Origin of the sequence: Mycobacterium persicum (assembly GCF_002086675.1) — a bacterium.
GTDB lineage: Bacteria > Actinomycetota > Actinomycetes > Mycobacteriales > Mycobacteriaceae > Mycobacterium > Mycobacterium persicum.
The window spans coordinates 1-17651 of sequence record NZ_MVIF01000114.1; the positions used below are offsets into that span (position 1 = coordinate 1).

At 65.3% G+C, this 17651-nt stretch carries 14 protein-coding genes and 2 pseudogenes; 6 read left to right on the forward strand and 10 right to left on the reverse strand.

The window, feature by feature from the left end; translation table 11 throughout:
- Positions 1-131 precede the first annotated feature (131 nt).
- From BST40_RS24140 to BST40_RS24170, 7 genes are all read right to left on the reverse strand, one after another.
- On the reverse strand, positions 132-1253 hold the full coding sequence (locus tag BST40_RS24140; protein WP_075548173.1) for an MCE family protein: 1122 nt from the start codon (positions 1251-1253) through the stop codon (positions 132-134).
- Positions 1250-2290: an MCE family protein gene (locus BST40_RS24145; RefSeq protein WP_075548174.1), complete on the reverse strand. Its 1041-nt coding sequence runs from the start codon at positions 2288-2290 to the stop codon at positions 1250-1252. The genes BST40_RS24140 and BST40_RS24145 overlap by 4 nt, the downstream gene beginning before the upstream one ends.
- Positions 2287-3564: an MCE family protein gene (locus BST40_RS24150; RefSeq protein ID WP_082275524.1), complete on the reverse strand. Its 1278-nt coding sequence runs from the start codon at positions 3562-3564 to the stop codon at positions 2287-2289. Before BST40_RS24150 ends, BST40_RS24145 begins: the two co-directional genes overlap by 4 nt.
- Positions 3565-3575: 11 nt before the next feature.
- Positions 3576-4421: an ABC transporter permease gene (locus BST40_RS24155; RefSeq protein ID WP_023367609.1), complete on the reverse strand. Its 846-nt coding sequence runs from the start codon at positions 4419-4421 to the stop codon at positions 3576-3578.
- A 26-nt stretch (positions 4422-4447) separates the two neighbouring features.
- Entirely contained in the window at positions 4448-5254 is an 807-nt protein-coding gene (locus BST40_RS24160) for an MlaE family ABC transporter permease (protein ID WP_075548175.1), read from the reverse strand.
- Between the two features lie 349 nt (positions 5255-5603).
- Complete coding sequence (locus BST40_RS24165) at positions 5604-6809, reverse strand: CaiB/BaiF CoA transferase family protein (protein WP_075548176.1); 1206 nt, start codon at positions 6807-6809, stop codon at positions 5604-5606.
- The gene (locus BST40_RS24170; RefSeq protein ID WP_075548177.1) at positions 6806-8335 is read right to left on the reverse strand and encodes an aldehyde dehydrogenase family protein; all 1530 of its coding nucleotides are present in this window, start codon (positions 8333-8335) and stop codon (positions 6806-6808) included. The genes BST40_RS24165 and BST40_RS24170 overlap by 4 nt, the downstream gene beginning before the upstream one ends.
- 262 nt (positions 8336-8597) lie before the next feature.
- Here BST40_RS24170 and BST40_RS24175 point away from each other — a divergent pair, with 262 nt between their 5' ends.
- The 3 genes and pseudogenes from BST40_RS24175 to BST40_RS24185 all read left to right on the forward strand — a co-directional run bounded on the left by BST40_RS24175 (position 8598) and on the right by BST40_RS24185 (position 10884).
- Positions 8598-9299, forward strand: coding sequence for an SDR family NAD(P)-dependent oxidoreductase (locus BST40_RS24175; protein ID WP_083155930.1), 702 nt, complete (start codon positions 8598-8600; stop codon positions 9297-9299).
- A gap of 18 nt (positions 9300-9317) precedes the next feature.
- Positions 9318-9515 (forward strand): ferredoxin, encoded by a 198-nt coding sequence (locus BST40_RS24180; RefSeq protein WP_075548179.1) that lies wholly within the window; start codon positions 9318-9320, stop codon positions 9513-9515.
- Between the two features lie 113 nt (positions 9516-9628).
- Positions 9629-10884 (forward strand): annotated as a pseudogene (locus BST40_RS24185) (cytochrome P450).
- An 81-nt stretch (positions 10885-10965) separates the two neighbouring features.
- Here the strand turns inward: BST40_RS24185 and BST40_RS24190 are convergent.
- Together BST40_RS24190 and BST40_RS24195 are read right to left on the reverse strand one after the other, a co-directional pair.
- Positions 10966-12141: an acyl-CoA dehydrogenase family protein gene (locus BST40_RS24190; protein WP_083155932.1), complete on the reverse strand. Its 1176-nt coding sequence runs from the start codon at positions 12139-12141 to the stop codon at positions 10966-10968.
- Positions 12125-13123 (reverse strand): acyl-CoA dehydrogenase family protein, encoded by a 999-nt coding sequence (locus tag BST40_RS24195; protein WP_083155934.1) that lies wholly within the window; start codon positions 13121-13123, stop codon positions 12125-12127. Before BST40_RS24195 ends, BST40_RS24190 begins: the two co-directional genes overlap by 17 nt.
- A 99-nt stretch (positions 13124-13222) precedes the next feature.
- Here BST40_RS24195 and BST40_RS24200 point away from each other — a divergent pair, with 99 nt between their 5' ends.
- From BST40_RS24200 to BST40_RS24210, 3 genes are all read left to right on the forward strand, one after another.
- Positions 13223-13747 (forward strand): nuclear transport factor 2 family protein, encoded by a 525-nt coding sequence (locus tag BST40_RS24200; RefSeq protein ID WP_075548183.1) that lies wholly within the window; start codon positions 13223-13225, stop codon positions 13745-13747.
- Between the two features lie 7 nt (positions 13748-13754).
- Complete coding sequence (locus tag BST40_RS24205) at positions 13755-14756, forward strand: NAD-dependent epimerase/dehydratase family protein (protein WP_075548184.1); 1002 nt, start codon at positions 13755-13757, stop codon at positions 14754-14756.
- A gap of 155 nt (positions 14757-14911) precedes the next feature.
- Positions 14912-16465: a phospholipase C gene (locus BST40_RS24210; RefSeq protein ID WP_083155942.1), complete on the forward strand. Its 1554-nt coding sequence runs from the start codon at positions 14912-14914 to the stop codon at positions 16463-16465.
- 314 nt (positions 16466-16779) lie between these two features.
- Here BST40_RS24210 and BST40_RS30270 read toward each other — a convergent pair.
- Positions 16780-17651: pseudogene (locus tag BST40_RS30270) on the reverse strand (hypothetical protein); the annotation flags it as partial.

Sequence of the window (17651 nt, forward strand, 5' to 3'; positions counted from 1 at the left end):
GGTCTTGGTGAAGTAGGCGGTGATCGTCATCGGGAGGAAGAACGTATTGCGCACGGCCACAGCGGCGCCGACGACGACCAGCGCTACCAACATGATCGCCAGCCCGGCCCGAAGCATGGTGCGGGTGATCATCACGACCCCCCGGGGAAGGGCGGAAGTCCGGGCACCCGGCAGTCCGGGCACGGTGGAATGGCGTTGGAGGGGAACGGGATCAGTGCTCGCGGGCCGGCGGTGTCCGGTGGCTGACCGGGCGCTCCGTAGGCTCGGAAGCCGAAGAAATAGTCGAAGAACGGCTGAAAGATCTCCATTACCAAGAAGTTCGGGACAAAAGCGGTGTAGTAGAACCCGTTGGAGATGGCCTCGCCCTGGGTGAGCTGATACTTGGCCAGGCCCGGCAGCGCCTGCGAGAGATTGTCGCGGTTCTTCTCCAGCATCGCGATCACCGAATTCAGCCTGGTCAACGTCGGCGCCAACGTGCTTTCGTTGTCGTGCACCAATCCGGTCAGCTGTTTGGCCACCGCGGAGGTGTTGGCCAGCAGTTGCACGATCTCCTGCCGGCGGGCCACCAGCACGGACAGCAGGCTGTTGGCGTCGAGGATCAGCGTGTTCACCTGCGCGCTGCGTTGCGAAAGGATCTTGGTGACATCGGCGGCGCCTTGTAAGAGGTCGCGCAGTGACTTGTTGCGGCCGTTGAGGGTTTGCGACAGCCGGGTCACCCCGTCGAAGGCCGGCCCCAATTGCGGGGCGATCTGGTCAAGCGTTGTCGAGAGCGTGTCCAGCGACTGGTTGAGCGTATCGGTATTGGTGCCGGCGACATCGGTCGTGAGATCGCTGAGGGCTTCGCTGAGCGAGTACGGCGAGGATGTGCGTGAAATCGGTATCACGTCCATGGGATGCAGCTTGCCGCTGCCCGCCGATTCCAGGGTGAGCACTCGCTGGCCCAGCAACGACCCCGTCCTGATGTGTGCGGTGGTGTCCGACCCGAGGAGCACCGACCCGTTGATGGTGAAGGTCACCAGGGCATCGCCGTTGTGCAAGGCCACATCCGAGACCGAGCCGACCTTCATCCCCGATATCGTCACGTCGTTGCCCTGGGCCAGGCCACCGGCTTCGGAGAACACCGCCTGGTATCTGACTGCGATGGCCCGCTGGATCAGCTGCTCGGGTGACAGTCCGACCGCGATGATCATGATCACCAGCACGATGCCGATGAATCCGGCCCGAACGAGACCGGCGCCGCGGTACTTGTTCATCGGTCTCCCTCATCGGGCTCCGCGCACCGCCCGGCTTCCTGGCGGTAGATGGGCGATACCACGGTCCGGTACTGCAGGTCGGAGACGCGAAGGCTCAGCTCGCAGAGGTAGTACGGAATCCAGGCGCCGTAGGAGCCCAGCCGCACCAGCTTGCGGTAGTTGTTGGGCAGCTTCGCCAACGAGACGTCGATCTTGTCCTTATCCTCGTCAAGCAGCGGCGCCAACCGGTTGAGCTGATCCACCGTGCCGGCCAGCGGTGGCCGGGCCCGGGTGAGCAGATCCGCGATCGACGCGGTTCCGCGGTCCAGGGCGTCGATCGCGGTGCCGATGGTATTGCGGTCGTCGGAAAACGCGGTGACGAGCCGCTGCAGCCGATCCAGCGCGGTGGAGAATTTGTCGCCGTCCTTGTCCAGCGTGGCGACCACCGTGTTGAGGTTGTCGATCAATTGCTGGACAGTTTCGTTGTTGTCGGCCAACGTGGTTGAGAACGACGACGTTTTCGACAGCAATGACTGCAGGGTGCCGCCCTCGCCCTGGAACACCTGTACCAGCGACGCGGTGAGCGCGTTGACGTCTTGCGGATTCAGGCCCTGGATAACCGGTTTCAGGCCACCCAGCAGCAGATCGAGGTCGAGCGCGGGCGCCGTCCGGTCGAGCGGAATCTCGCCGCCGGCGGGCAGCACCTTGGTGGATCCGGGACCGTCGACGAGCTCGAGATAGCGGTCGCCGACCAGGTTGAGGTAGCGGACGACGGCCCGGGTGCCGGTGGTGAGCACGACGCTGCGATCGGCGTCGAACTTCACCCGCACCCTTTTGTCGGGCAGCAGCGTGACGCTGTTGACGGTGCCCACCCGGATGCCCGCGACGCGTACTGTCTGTCCGGCCTTGAGTCGCGAGACATCGTTGAAGACAGCGGAATAACCATGCGTCGAACCGGTGCGGTATTGACCGAAAATGAAGAACAAGAACACCGTGAGCACCGTCATGATCACGGCGAAGATGCCGAACTTGATGATCATCGGGCGTGAGCTGCTCATCCGGGCTGCCCGATCTGCATGGTGTTGCGCGGCGGCCCGTCGAGCGGCCCGTACAGCAGCTGTTTGAGGGCATCCGAATTCAGCAGCAGGTGCGGGTTTCCGTACTGCCAGGGGTTGGCGCCCACGTCGGCGACCACGAACGGCGGAGCCACGTCAAAGGGCACCACCGGAAGGTCCCAGCACTGCGGGCCACCGGTTGCGGCCACCTTCGGCAAGTTGACCGGGTACCGATATCGTTCGGCGCCCCACTCGAAACCGACCAACACCAGCACGCCGGGGGTGGGCAGCGGCGGCGCGTGCAGATTCACCAATGACCCGGCCAGACCGCAATACAGCGCTTGGTGGTATTCGTTGGTCAGATTGGTGGTCGGCACCAGCAGATGCAGGACATCGGTGAGCGCTTGCCGGTTGCCGCCTATCACGTCGTTGCCCATATCGGCCAGACCGATCGAGCTGATCAAGAAGGCGTCCAGGTTTCGTTGCTCGTCGACAATCGTCTTGCTGATCCGGATGGCGTTGTCGGCCGTGGTGACCAGGTCTTGGGAGGCGTCGGCATAGGCATTGCTCACCGCCGGCAGCATCTCGAGATCGTGGCGCAGCGCGGGAAGACTCGGGTCCTGGGTGGCCAGGAAGTGATCGAGATCGGACAGCATCTGGCCGATCTCGTGGCCGCGGCCGTTCACCGCCGACGCGATGGCGCCCAGGGTCTCGTTCAGTTTCGCGGGATCGATGGAGTTCAGCACGGAGGTGAGTTGCTGGAATACCGTGTTGATTTCGACGGTGACGTGCTGGCCTTCGAGCACGTCACCGGCGCGCAGCGGCCGCGGCGACGGATTTTCCGGCGGCACCAGCTCGACGAACTTCGCGCCGAAGACGGTCGTCGACGCGATGTCGACAAGAACATTGGACGGGATGAGATGCATCTGCGACGGTTGCATGGCCAGCTGCAGCACCGCTTTGCCGTCCGGCCGGGATTCGATCGAGGCGACCTTGCCCACCTCCACCCCGCGCATCTTCACCTTGGCGTCGGGGTTCATCACCAGGCCGGCTCGCGGCGAAACCACGGTCACCGGCACGGTGTCGGTGAAAGAGCCCTGGAACAAACCCACCGCCACGGCGGCGATGCCGGACACCACGACGACGGTTGCCAAACCCGCCACGGGGCGGACGTAGGACCGCACACCGAAGTGCCGGCCGGGTGATGCCGCGACAGGTCTTGCGGCGCTGGCGGTTTCCGAACGGTGAAGCGGTCCCGGCCCGAGGTTCTTCGTCACTGTCGTATCCCCTAGCCCGACAAGTGGAAGTTGCCGTTGGAGCCGTAAATGGACAGCGACACCAGCAGTGTCACCGAGACGACCACGACCAGCGAGGTGCGCACCGCGTTACCGGTCGCAACCCCGACACCGGCCGGTCCGCCCGAGGCGAAATAACCAAAATAGGTATGGATCAACAAGATAGTCAGTGCCATCAGCACCGCCTGCAGGAACGACCACAACAGGTCGATCGGATTCAGGAACGTCGTGAAGTAGTGCTGATAGAGGCCACCCGATTGGCCGAACAAGACCACGGTGACAAATTGGCTGGCGAGGAAGGACAGGATCACCGCGATCGAATACAGCGGGGTGATCGCGAGCATCCCGGCGACAATCCTGGTGCTGACCAGATATGAAATCGGGCGGATCGCCATCGATTCCAGCGCATCGATCTCTTCGTTGATCCGCATCGCGCCCAGCTGGGCGGTCACGCCCGCGCCGAAGGTGGCGGCCAGCCCGATTCCCGCCACTACCGGCGCCGAAATGCGGACATTGATGAAGGCGGCCAGGAATCCGGTCAGCGCTTCGATGCCGATGTTGCCCAGCGAGCTGTAGCCCTGGACCGCTAGTGTTCCTCCCGCGGCCAGCGTCAAGAAGCCGACGATCACCAGGGTCCCGCCGATCATCGCCAAAGTTCCCGCGCCCATGCTGATTTCGGCGACAAGACGAACGATTTCCCGCCGGTAGTGGGTGGCAGCGAACGGAGCGCCGGCCAGCGCCTTGCCGTAGAACAACGTGTGATCGCCGATGCGGCTCAACGTGCCGACCGGTTTCTGGAGTTGTCGCGTCAGTCGCGGATAGGCTGCTCGCAGTGTCACAGCGTGTCCCTAGGCCTCCCCCTGCGTTATTTGGTTGACATCCGGATGCCGATAGCGGTGACAACAACGTTCACGACGAACAACGACATGAACGCGTACACCACGGTCTCGTTGACGGCGTTTCCGACGGCTTTGGCGCCCCCGCCGGATACCGTGAGCCCCCGGTAGCACGCAACCAGACCGGCGATCAGGCCGAAAAGCGCTGCCTTGACACAGGAAATGATCACCTCGGGCACCCCGGTCAACAAGGTGATGCCCGCGGCGAACGCACCGGGGTTGACATCTTGGACGAACACCGAAAAGACATAGCCGCCCAGGATGCCGATGATGACGACCAGACTGTTCAACAACAGCGCGACCAAGCCCGAGGCCAGCATGCGCGGGGTCACCAAGCGCTGCACGGGGTTGATACCCAGGACCTCCATCGCGTCGATCTCCTCACGGATCGTTCGCGAACCGAGGTCTGCGCACATCGCCGTCGCGCCCGCGCCGGCGACGATCAACACGGTCACCAGCGGACCGACTTGGGTGACCGCACCGAAAGCGGCCCCCGCACCGGACAAATCGGCCGCGCCCAGTTCCCGCAGCAGGATGTTGAGGGTGAAGCTGACCAGGACGGTGAAGGGGATGGCCACCAACAACGTCGGCGCCATCGAGACGCGCGCGACGAACCACGACTGCTCCAGGAACTCCCGCCACTGGAAGGGCCGCCGGAACACGAACTTGATGGCGTCCGCCGACATCGCGAACAGCCCCCCGACCGCCTGCATGGGTTTGGACCCGCGCCCAAACGTGATGCCCGGTGACCAGCGGTCTGCTCCCCTACCGGCCATCGGCCCCCGGCCATTCTCGCGCTATCCGGCCAGTTGTGTGGCCAATCAGGCTGCACGACAAGCTGACTCGGGCAGCGACGATCATCGGTTGCCCCCCAGAGGGCATGGGTTCGCCGTGAAGAGCGGCTACCGCCCTCACGCCAGTCCTCCGTTCCGTCGCGTGAGTTGGCGCTTGCAAGCAATGCCGGCCCGGCCCAGCCCCCACGTCTTGCAGCCTGTGGCGATTATGGCTCATGCCGCGCCCAGGTGTAACCGAAAACCGGTAACCATTATCCGGCAGGGCCGATCGGCTGCGAGGGCTTCGACAACGGCGGCATTCGGCATTGCGGGCTCGGGTCTCATCCGGATCTCAGGTGACGGCGCCGGCCGTTTTCAGTTCGATGATGCGATCCCAGTCCAGGCCGAGTTCCAACAAGATCTCGTCGGTCTGCTCGGCGAATCCGGGCGCCGGCCCGGTATGGGGCGCGGTGACGTCGAATTGCACCGGGTTGGCGACCAGCTCGAGTTGGCCGGCGCGCACCAGATACTCGTTCGCCCGGATTTGCGCGTCGTCGGCCGCTTGCAGGGTGTCCTGCACCGGCGCCCATGGTCCCGCGAGCGTCGCAAAGCGTTCGCTCCACTCGGCAAGCGTGCGGGTTGCGATCACTTTGGTCAAGATCTCGACGGCATCGGCGGTATTCGCGGCGATGGTCTCGACGGTCGCGAAGCGCGGATCGTCGGCCAATTCGGGCCGGTCGATGTGGCGGCACACGTCGGCCCAGAACTTGGTGGGCTGCATCATCACGAACGAGATGTAGCGACTATCCGATGTCGGATACAGCCCCACCAGAGGGTTGTTGGGCGCGCCGTGCACACCGGGTGGCGGCGCCTGCATTCGCTGACCCAAATGTCTTGTCAAGGCCACGGTGTGGCCCAGCGACCAGAATCCGCTGCCCAGTAACGATACGTCGACGACGGACGGTTCTCCGCTGCGCTCGCGCTTGAGCAACGCCGCCGCGATGCCGCCGGCGAGGTTGGTGCCGGAGATGGTGTCGCCATAGGCCGGGCCGGGCGGATTGATCATCCCCGCATAACCCATCGGAGTAACGGTGGCAGCGGTTCCGGCCCGGCACCAGAAGGCGGTCATGTCGTAGCCGCCTTTGGTCGCTTCCTCGCCGCGCGGGCCGAGCGCGCTGCCGCGGGCGTAGATGATCGACGGGTTCACCGCCCGAATGTCGTCGACGTCGATGCCGAACTTCTGCCGTGCGTCGGGCAGGAAGCTGGTGAGGAATACGTCGGAGCGCCGGGCCAGTTCGTAGAGCACGTCTTTGCCCTCGGGCACCGACATGTCCAGGCCGATACTGCGTTTGCCGCGGTTGGCGTGCTCGATGTTGGGGTTGGGGTCGCCCTCCACCCGCAGCATGCCGGTCTGCCGCAGGCCGCGCTGCGGGTCGCCGGTCACCGCGTGCTCGACTTTGACGACGTCGGCTCCCCATTCGGCGAGCACCGCGCCGGCCGACGGGACGAAGCCGTACATGGCGACCTCCAGGACGCGGATACCTTCGAGAGGGTTCATCCGCGCGCCCCCGGCGCCGCTCCGACCGGAACGGCAAAAGTCTTGAGTTCCAAGAACTCTTCCAGTCCAGCGACCCCCATCTCGCGGCCGACCCCGGACTGCTTGAAGCCGCCGAACGGGCTGTCGGCGCCGAAGTAGTTGCCGCCGTTGATGGAAAACGATCCGGTGCGGATCCGGCGGGCCACCGCCAGCGCGCGATCCTGGTCGCGGCTGAAGACCGCACCGGCCAAGCCGTAGATCGAGTTGTTGGCGATCCGCACGGCGTCATCATCGTCATCGAACCCGATCACGACGAGCACCGGACCGAACACCTCCTCCTGGGCGATCTCGCTGTCCGGGTCGACGTTGGTGAGCAGTGTCGGTGCGTAAAAGTAGCCGGGGTCCAGGCGCTTGCCCCCGGTGACCAGGGTCGCGCCGGCGGCGATGGCGCGCCGCACCATGCCGTCGACCTTGTCCCGCTGGCGGTCGTTGATCAGCGGTCCCAGGTAGGTTTTCGGGTCGGCCGGGTCGCCGTGGCGCACCTTGGCGAAGTTCTGCGCGATGAGTTCCACGATCTCGTCGTGGTGCTGTCGGGGCACTAATAGCCGCGATGTGAGTGCGCAGCCCTGGCCGGCGTGGGTGACCATGCTGAACGCCGCGAACATGGCCGCGTTGGCGAAGTCGGCGTCATCGAGCATGATCACCGCGGACTTGCCGCCCAACTCCAGAAAGACCCGCTTGACGGTCCCACTGGCCGCCGCCATGATCCGCCGCCCGACCGCCGTTGAGCCGGTGAAGGTGACCACGTCGACGTCGGGACTGGTGGTCAACAGCTCTCCGACGGCGACATCAGGGGAACTCAGCACGTTCACCACGCCGGCCGGGATGTCGGTGCATTCGGCAATCACCTCGCCCAGCGCTAGCGTGACCAGCGGGGTGTCCGGCGCGCCCTTGAGCACGACGGTGCAGCCGGCGGCCAGCGCCGGAGCCAGCTTGGCCAGCGCGAGCTGGTTGGGATAGTTGTAGGCGATGATCGCCGCGACCACGCCGGCGGCTTCCTTCTCCACCCAGCGGTGATGGCGCATCCCCCGCGATTCGGTGTCGCCGAGTTCTTCGGAGAACTGATAGCCGCGCAGCAGGTCGGCGTAATAGCGCACGATGCCGATCGGCTCGTCGAGCTGCGCTGCATGGGTCAGGGCGCGGGTGGCGCCGACCTCGGCGATCGTCAGCTCCCGCAACTCTGCGGCATGGTCGAGCAATGCCTGATGGAGTTGGTCGAGACAACTCGTGCGCAACTCGACGTCGGTCGACCAGGTGGTGGTGTCGAAGGCACGCCGGGCCGCCGCGACCGCTGCCTGGGCTTCCGCAACGCCGGCGTCGGGCGCATACCCCACAATCGCACCCGTGGCGGGGTTGATGGAGGCGAAGGTGGTATCGGTGGTGAGCAGCCGGCCGTCGATCAATAGCCGCCGGTCAGCCGGTGACTGACTCGGCCCGTCGGCCGTTCGCCCCTCGGCGATGGTTCCCGCGGTCTGCTGCGTCGGCATTGCGGCCCCCTCGGTGCGCTGACGGTCACGGTAATTTCATTCTCATCCTTCGCGAATCTTACATTCGCCGCATGAGAGTTCAAGAATGCACCGTGATCGGACCGACCTGCCGTGGTGCTAAGCAATCGCCCAGCGGTAACCCGATCGCAGCATTCGGCGCAGGCAGGAAGCGGTTTCGTGGCCGGCTTGCGGGTCGCTCGACCGCGAGAGTAGGGTTCTCATAATTGTAAGGGAGATTCTTGATGGTTGAGAGGTTGTGGGCATGAAGACCGCCGTCGTCACCGGCGGCGCGTCGGGCATCGGGCTGGCGATCGCCCGTCGACTGCGATCCGACGGTATCGACGTGGCCACCGTCGACCTCAAGCCCAGTGACGCCGAGCTCGCCTACACCGCCGACGTGACGGACCGCCCGCAGGTCGATGCCGCGCTGTCGGCGATCCGCGACCGACTGGGACCGGTCACGATTCTGGTCAACGCCGCCGGCCTGGACGGGTTCAAGCGGTTCGCCAACATCACCTTCGAGGACTGGCAGCGGGTGATCGACGTCAACCTCAACGGCGTCTTCCACACCATTCAGGCGGTGCTGCCCGACATGGTCGAGGCCGGGTGGGGACGGATCGTCAACATCTCGTCGTCGAGCACACATTCCGGCACCCCCTACATGGCGCACTACGTCGCGGCCAAATCCGCGGTCAACGGGCTCACCAAAACGCTGGCGCTCGAGTACGGGCCCAGCGGCATCACCGTCAACGCCATACCGCCCGGGTTCATCGATACCCCGATGCTGCGCAGGGCCGCCGAACAAGGGTTTCTCGGTGACATCGAAGCGAGCATCGCGCGAACCCCGGTGCGGCGGATGGGTAGGCCCGAAGACATCGCGGCGGCCTGCGCCTTTCTGGTGTCCGAGGAAGCCGGCTACATCACCGGCCAGCTCCTGGGCGTCAACGGCGGCCGGAACACCTGAGCCGGGAAGGAAGGCATCGTGAAGGTCTGGGTTGACCCCGAACGCTGCCAGGGCCACACCCTGTGCTCCATGATCGCCCCCGACTCCTTCCGGCTCAGCGACATCGACGGCACCTCGTCGGCGGTCAGCGAAGTGGTACCGGCCGACCAGCAGGACCAGGTGTGTGAAGCCGCGCGATCGTGTCCGGAGCAGGCCATCGTCATCACCGACGGGTAACACGGGTAAAGGGAGACAGCGGGTTGAGCGTCGCTGACCGCGAGAAACACCGGTACCACTTCGACCGGCACTCCGCGGAGTACCGGTCACGGTTCCAGGCGATCACCGAGGAGATGCACGCCAGGTGCCCGATGGCGTGGAGCGACACCTACGGCGGGCACTGGGTCGCCGCCGGCAGCCACGAAGTGTTCGAGCTCGCCCGCTGTCCCGCCGTCTCCAACGATCACGATGTCAACCACGAACGCCGTGGCTACCAGGGCATTTCGATTCCGACCGCCAGCCGGATCAACGGTGTGCGCGGCGGCATCCTGGAGATGGACGACCCCGAGCACCGCAGCTACCGCAACGTGCTCAACCCGTATCTGTCGCCGGCCGCCGTCAAGCGCTGGGTGCCGTTCGTCGACGACTTAACCCGCGCCTGCCTCGACCAGAGGATCGAACACGGCAGCATCGACTTCGTCGACGATCTGGCCAACGTCGTGCCCGCCGTTCTGACCTTGGCGCTCATGGGTATTCCGGTGCAGAACTGGAAGATGTACAGCGAGCCGACCCACGCCGCGGTGTATACCCCGGAGCACTCGCCGGACATCCAGCGGGTTACCGAGATGACCGGCAGATGGGGCTCGACCTGGTCAACAACATGGTCGAGATTCGCAACCATCCGCGGCCCGGGGTGGTCAACGCCCTGCTCGAGATGCGCATCGACGGCCAGCCCGCTCCCAATCTGGAAATACTGGGCAATCTCGGATTGCTCATCGGTGGCGGCTTCGACACCACCACAGCGCTGACCGCCCATGCGCTGGAATGGCTTTCGGAAAACCCCGAACAGCGGCAGCTGCTCAGCAGGCAACGCGACACCCTGCTCGACTCGGCAACCGAGGAATTTCTGCGCTACTTCACCCCCGCTCCCGGCGACGGCCGGACATTCGCCGACGACGTCGAACTGGACGGGCTGCATTTCAAAGAGGGTGAGCGGCTGTGGATTTCGTGGGCGATGGCCAACCGCGACCCGGCGGTGTTCGCCGACGCCGACAAGGTCCTTCTTGATCGTAAAGGCAACCGGCACTTCAGCTTCGGGATCGGTGTGCATCGTTGCATCGGATCCAACGTGGCGCGCACCGTGTTCAAGTCGATGCTGACCGCGGTCCTCGACCGGATGCCGGACTACCGTTGCGACTCTGGGGGCACCGTCCACTACGAGACCATCGGGGTCATCCAGGGGATGCGCAAGCTACCGGCCACTTTCACGCCCGGCCGCAGGATAGGTGCGGGCCTTGACGAAACTCTCGACAAGCTGCAACGCATCTGTGAGGAGCAGGAACTCGCCAGACCGGTCACCGAACGCAACGAGGCTGCGGTCATTTGGTAAGCCGCTGCTTCGGCGAGCAGCCGCAGAATCGCATTGCAGCGCCAGAATTCATGCGATTGTGTGTCTGCTCGGCAAAAGACGCTAGCCGCGGGGTAAGCCCAGCACTCGCTGGGCGATGATGTTGCGTTGGATTTCCGACGTGCCTCCGGCGATGGTCCCGGAAAAGCTGCGGGCGTAACGCTCGAACCAGCTGGCGAAATAGTGATCCAGGTTCATCGGCGCATACGGACCGGTCAGCGCGGGGTGCACCAGCCCGTCGGAGCCGGCGGCCGACAGGGCATGCTCGCACGCTTGCAGTTCGGCCTCCGAACCCAGCAACTTGAGCACCGAGATGGCGGCGGTGTCATCCTCGCCGCGAGCGGCGCGGGCAAGCGCCACCGAGCCCAATAGGCGCAGCGCCTGTTTGTCCATCACCATGGTGGCGTAGCGGTCGCGTTCGAGTTCCGTGCCGGGACTAAAGTCGGCCAGCAGATTGTCCAGCCGATCGGCGAAACCCAGCCACATCATGGTGCGCTCATGCCCCAGGGAGCCATTGGCCACCCGCCAGCCCTGGTTGAGCGGACCCACCAGGTTTTCCGCCGGCACCGACACATCGGTGAAGAACACCTCGTTGAAATCCAGGTCGTCGGCCGAGCAGATGGACGGAAACGGCCGGCGCACCACACCCGGGGTATCGGTCGGGATCAGTAATGCGCTGATGCCCTGGTGTTTTGGCGCATCCGGGTCGGTGCGCACGAACGTCAGCAACACGTCGGCGTCGTGGGCCCCGGAGGTCCACACCTTCTGCCCGTTGACCACGAAGTGGTCACCGTCCAACACCGCCCGGGTGCGCAGCGACGCCAGGTCGGACCCGGCGCTGGGCTCGCTCATCCCCAGCGACGCGGTGATCTCGGCGCGCAGGATCGGCACCGCCCAGCGGTGTTTCTGCTCCGCGGTGCCGAATGACAACAGCGACGCGGCAACGATATTCACGCCCTGCGGGTTGAAACTGTGATAGATCCGCCGGCGGCACAGTTCCTCGAGGTGCACGAACTGCTGAACCACCGTCGCGTTGCGCCCCCCGAACTCCGGCGGCTGGCCGGGCAGCAGCCAGCCGTTGTCGAAGAGCAACCGCTGCCAGCGGCGCGCCCAGGCCGGCAGATGCGAGACCGAACGCGGCCGCTCGCCGGTTTCGCTTGCCGGAGGCAGGTTTTCGTCGAGGAAGGCCACGAACTGCGCCCGGAACGCCTCGACGTCGGGATCAAAAGTCAGCTGCACGGTACTCCTGCGCAATCTGGGCCCGATGTTCGGCCGCATCGCCGAGCATCAGTTCGCCGGCCTTGGCCCGCTTGAGCGCGAATTGCAGATCGTTCTCCCAGGTGAATCCCATTGCGCCGTGCAGCTGTAAGCCGTGGCGGAACACCAGCGACTGACACTCCCCTGCGCTGGCCTTGGCCATGGCGGCGGCCAGCCGCCGCCGCGAGTCGTCGGCGGCGATGGTCAGCGCGGCGAAGTAGGCCAGCGCTCGGGCCCGTTGCACCGCGACGTGCATGTCGGCGGCCTTGTGCTGCACCGCCTGAAACGACCCGATCGGCACCCCGAATTGGTGACGGCTGCGCACGTGGTCGAGCACCAGATCCAGGATGCGCTGGCAGGCGCCGACCATCGTGATGGCCATACCGGTCAGCGCAACGTGGCGCGCGCGTTCCCGGTCCACGGATACCCGGACAGCGTCGGGTACTCGAACCCGATCGAAGGACAGGTCGGCGATATGCAGCACCGGGTCGAACACAGACTCACGACGGGCCGAGACCTGACGGGCGTCCACGATGAACACCCCGGCGTCGGTCACCACCGCCAAGCGGTCGGCGCGATCGCCGTCGAGAACGTGGCGTGCCGTACCGTCGAGCACCCATCCGTCGGCGTCCCGGCGGGCGGTTACCCCGCTGTACACGGCGGTACCCGACTGGTGCGGGTCGAAGTGGTCCACGGCCAGCGGGGCGAACTGGCTCATCGTCGCCAGGAAGGGGGTGGGATCGGTGGCATGCCCCAACTCCTCCAACACGATCGCCAGCTCCACGGCGCCGGCCGGCTCGTTGAGCTCCGTCCAGCCGAGGTCGACATACACCTTCCATAGCGGGCTGGTGTCGACGCCGTCCTCAGCCACCGCGCGCACCAGCGACGGCGGGCACTGCTTGGCGACGACATCGCGCACGGTGTCCTGCCACAAGCGCTGATCGGCATCGAACTCCAACAGCATTCGGGCCGCCTCCTGTCGTCGCTATCATGCGAGAATACCATTCTCTGATACGGAATCAGTAATCTCGAAATCGGGCTATGAGGTGCATGAGGAGCTAGGATGTCCGCCATCGCAACGACACTGTGGGAGATCGAGGCGATCAAGCAACTCAAGGCCCGATACTGCCGATACCTGGACACCAAGCGCTGGGATGACTGGCGGCAGCTGTTCACCGACGACTTCGTCAGCGACACCTCGCAGTCGGGCGGGATGGTGATCCGCGGTGCCGACGAGTTCGTGTCCTACGTGCGCCACGCGCTGGGCAAGCCGTCGCGACCCACGGTGCATCAGGTGCACGCCCCCGAAATCACGCTGACGTCGCCGACGACCGCGACCGGGATCTGGGCGCTCGAGGACGTGGTGCGGTTGTGCCCGGGCGTCAATCTCAACGGGCGCGGTCACTACCACGAAACCTACGGGAAGCTCGACGGCAGTTGGCTGATCAAGTCCTCGACGCTGACCCGGCTGCGCGAGGATATCTTCAATCCTCTTTCCTCCGTGCGTATTTCGCCTCGGCTGCGGGACGCGGCGGCCTCGCTGGCGAGGCGGCTCGGCCGTGACGCGCTGGCACCCACCACCTTCTGAGGCGGCGATGGCCGGAACCACCAAACTAGTCATCGGGGCGAGCGGTTTCCTGGGCTCACATGTCACCCGCCAACTCGTCGCAGCAGGGCAGGACGTGCGGGTCATGGTGCGGCGCACCAGTGTCACCAAGGGCATCGACGACTTGTTGCAGACTGGCAAAGTCGAACGCTGTTACGGCGACATCTTCGACGACGCCGCGCTGCGAGTCGCCATGGCCGGCTGCGACGTCGTCTACTACTGCGTGGTGGATGCCCGGATGTGGCTGCGCGACCCCACTCCGTTGTTCCGCACCAATGTCGACGGGCTGCGGCATGTGCTCGACGCGGCCCTCGACGCACAGTTGCGCAAGTTCGTCTTCACCAGCAGCACCGGCACATTGGCAATCAGCGACCAGCGGCCCGTTACCGAGGAGGATCCGCACAACTGGAACGACGGCGGCGCCTACATCGAATCCCGGGTGGCCGCGGAGAACCTGGTCATGCACTACGTGCGCGAGAAGGGGTTACCGGCGGTCGCGATGTGTATCTCGACCACTTACGGTCCCGGCGACTGGGCCCCGACCCCGCATGGTTCGCTCATCGCGCGCGTGGCCACCGGACGGTTCCCGTTCTACCTCGGCTTCTCCGCCGAGGTGGTCGGTATCGAAGACGCCGCCAGCGCCATGCTTCTGGCGGCCGACCGCGGCCGCGTCGGCGAGCGCTACATCATTTCCGATCGTTATCTGAGCACCCGGGAAATCCACGAGATCGCGGCCCGCGCGGTGGGCATCCGCCCGCCGCACATCCCGATCCCGATGCCGGTCATGCGTACCGCGGCGCGCCTCAACGATCTGGCCGCCCGCCTGCTGCGTCGCGACCTTCGCTTCGCCTACGTCGGAGCGCGCATGGCAGAACTGATGTCGCCGCTGGATCACAGCAAAGCCGAACACGAACTGGGCTGGACACCGGAACCGGTGGAAGATTCCATCCGCAAGGCCGCCCGGTTTTTCGTCGCGAACTCAGCCGATTAGGCAGTCATCCAATTGCCGGCATGCCGCCTTTCGCGGCCCGGCAGATTTGCGCCTCAGCGCCCCAAACGCATTCGCCACGACACGCCCGCCGACATGTCACAGCAGATCGCCGCCGCAAAGATACAGTTCGCCCAACTGTGCGGAAGGACGTTGTGATGGGTAGAAACCCGGTTGACACAATGTCGCGCCGCGAGTTTTTTGCTAGAGCCGCCGCCACCACCAGTGCCGCCTCTCTCATATCGTTAACCGGACCGGTGATCGAAAAGGCTTACGGGGCCGGGCCGTGCTCGGGGCATTTGACCGACATCGAGCACATCGTGCTGTTGATGCAAGAAAACAGATCCTTCGATCACTACTACGGAACACTTTCCGGTATCGACGGATTCGATACCGCCTCGCCGCTGTTCCAGCAAAAGGGCTGGGACCCGCGGACGCAGTCGCTGGACCCCACCGGCACCACCCTCCCGTTTCGCTTCGACAGCACCAGGGCGCCTTTGCTCAACGGCGCGTGCATCAACGACCCCGACCATGATTGGGTCACGATGCACCAGTCGTGGAACGGCGGCGCGAACGACAACTGGCTGCCGGCGCAGGCGCGGACCCGCTCGCCGGCCAACACACCGGCGGCAATGGGCTATCACACCCGTCAAGACATCCCGATGCATTACCTGCTGGCCGACACCTTCACCGTGTGTGACCACTACTTCTGCTCGGTGCTGGGCCCTACCTCTCCCAACCGGTTGTATTGGCTGAGCGCCTGGATCGACCCCGCCGGCACCGACGGTGGGCCATCGGTGGAGACCGCTAATACCGCGCCGATCGGTGCCTACAGCTGGCGCATCATGCCGCAGAACCTCAGCGATGCCGGCATCAGCTGGAAGGTGTACAGCGACAAGTCATTAGGGCCCGCGATCAACACCTACGTGGGTTACGGCGAGATCGTGCAATGGTTCAAACAGGCCGCGGACCCGCGGTCGGACCTGGCTCGCTTCGGCGCCGTCCCGCGCTATCCGTGGGACTTCGCCGCCGACGTCAGGGCCAACCGGCTGCCGCAGGTCTCCTGGCTGGTTCCAAATATCCTTGTGTCCGAACATCCGGCGATGCCGGACGCGGGCGGTGCCGTAGTGATCGCGGATACGCTGCGAATCTTGTTGTCCAATCCGGCAGTCTGGGAAAAGACCGCGCTGATAGTCAGCTATGACGAAAACGGCGGCTTCTTCGACCATGTCGTGCCACCGACAGCTCCGCCGGGAACAGCCGGCGAATACCTTACGGTGCCCGACATCGGCAAGGTACCCGCTTCCGGCGGCATCCGCGGACCGATCGGCCTGGGTTTTCGCGTTCCCTGCCTGGTGATTTCACCGTTAAGCCGCGGCGGGCTGATGGTCCACGACGTCTTCGACCACACCTCACAACTTCGCTTGATCGAGAAGCGGTTCGGCGTGCCGGTGCCCAACCTCACCGCATGGCGCCGCAGCGTGACCGGCGACATGGCGTCGGCCTTCAACTTCGCCGTCCCACCCAACCCGTCGCCACCCACGCTGAACCAATCCCGACGGGTGCTGCCGGAACTGGCGCAATGCGGCCTCGGTGTCGGAGCCGTAACGGGGGCTTTTCGCTTGAACCCTCCCTACCGGGTGCCCTACCCGCAGGCGATGCCCGGCCAGGAAACCGCTCCAGCCAGGGGCATCCCTAGCGGTCTGTGCTGATCCGCCGCGTCGTCGATACGGCTGCGGCCGAAGCGATTTCGGTGAATAGCACGCTTGAGGACCTGCCGATGTCGAGATTGCCGGCGAGCGGCGACGGCCAACCCCCACGTCATGTGCGCCGAGTTGGCGACCTCGACCTATTTCCGGCTTCGGCAGTCCGCGCAGGTGCCTTTGTTGGGTTGAGGGCGCACGGTGGCGACCAGTTTTGCGATTGCCCACGACAATCCGCTGTCTCTGACTGCTGGGTTTTGGTCGAGAGAGTTTTCGCAATCCGAATTTGCCTACACCAGTGCCCCACTCGACCTACTGACGAACTATTTGGTAGGCGAAGAGTCGAGGTAGCTCAATCCATCCGATCCGGAGCTGCCGTAGAGTCGCCCGGCGGTGCCGCCGGCGCCGCCCGCGGCACCGCCGGTCCCGTCTCCGCCGTTACCGCCGCTACCGAAATACCGCGCGTCCCCGCCGGTTCCACCGGCGTTACCGGCGCCATTGCTCCCTGTCCATTGCCCCGAGCCGCCGACCCCGCCGTGCCCGGCATTGCCGCCGTCCCCACCGCTTCCGATCAGTCCACTAGTACCGCCGTCTCCTCCGGCGCCGCCGTTGCCTCCGGATCCGCCAGCGGCGCCGACTTCACCGTGGCCACCAGTGCCGCCGTTAGCGCCGGCTCCGCCATTGCCATACAACGGTCCGCCGTTACCGCGGTCACCCCCGTTACCGCCGGTTTGGCCCACGCCAGCAGACCCACCATCGCCCCCATTGCCGAACAATCCGGCTGCGCCGCCGTTACCGCCAATGCCTCCCACGCCGATAACGCCGTTCGCGGCTCCGCCTGCTCCGCCTGCTCCACCGTTGCCGCCATTGCCGAACAGTCCGGCTGCGCCGCCGTTGCCGCCGTTTCCGCCGACGTAGTTAACGCCGCTTCCGCCTAATCCGCCACTGCCTCCGTTTCCATACAACAGTCCGCCGTGGCCGCCGACGCCGCCCGCGGCACGACCCGTCCCGGCGCCGCCGGCGCCACCGTTACCGATAAACAGCGCGTCCCCGCCAGAGCCACCGGTGTTACCGGCCCCATTACTCCCCACAAATTCACCTTCGCCGCCAGCCCCGCCCTGTACGGCATTGACGACTTCCCCCCCGTTTCCGATCAGTCCTCCAATACCGCCGGCTACCACTGCAACGCCGTCAC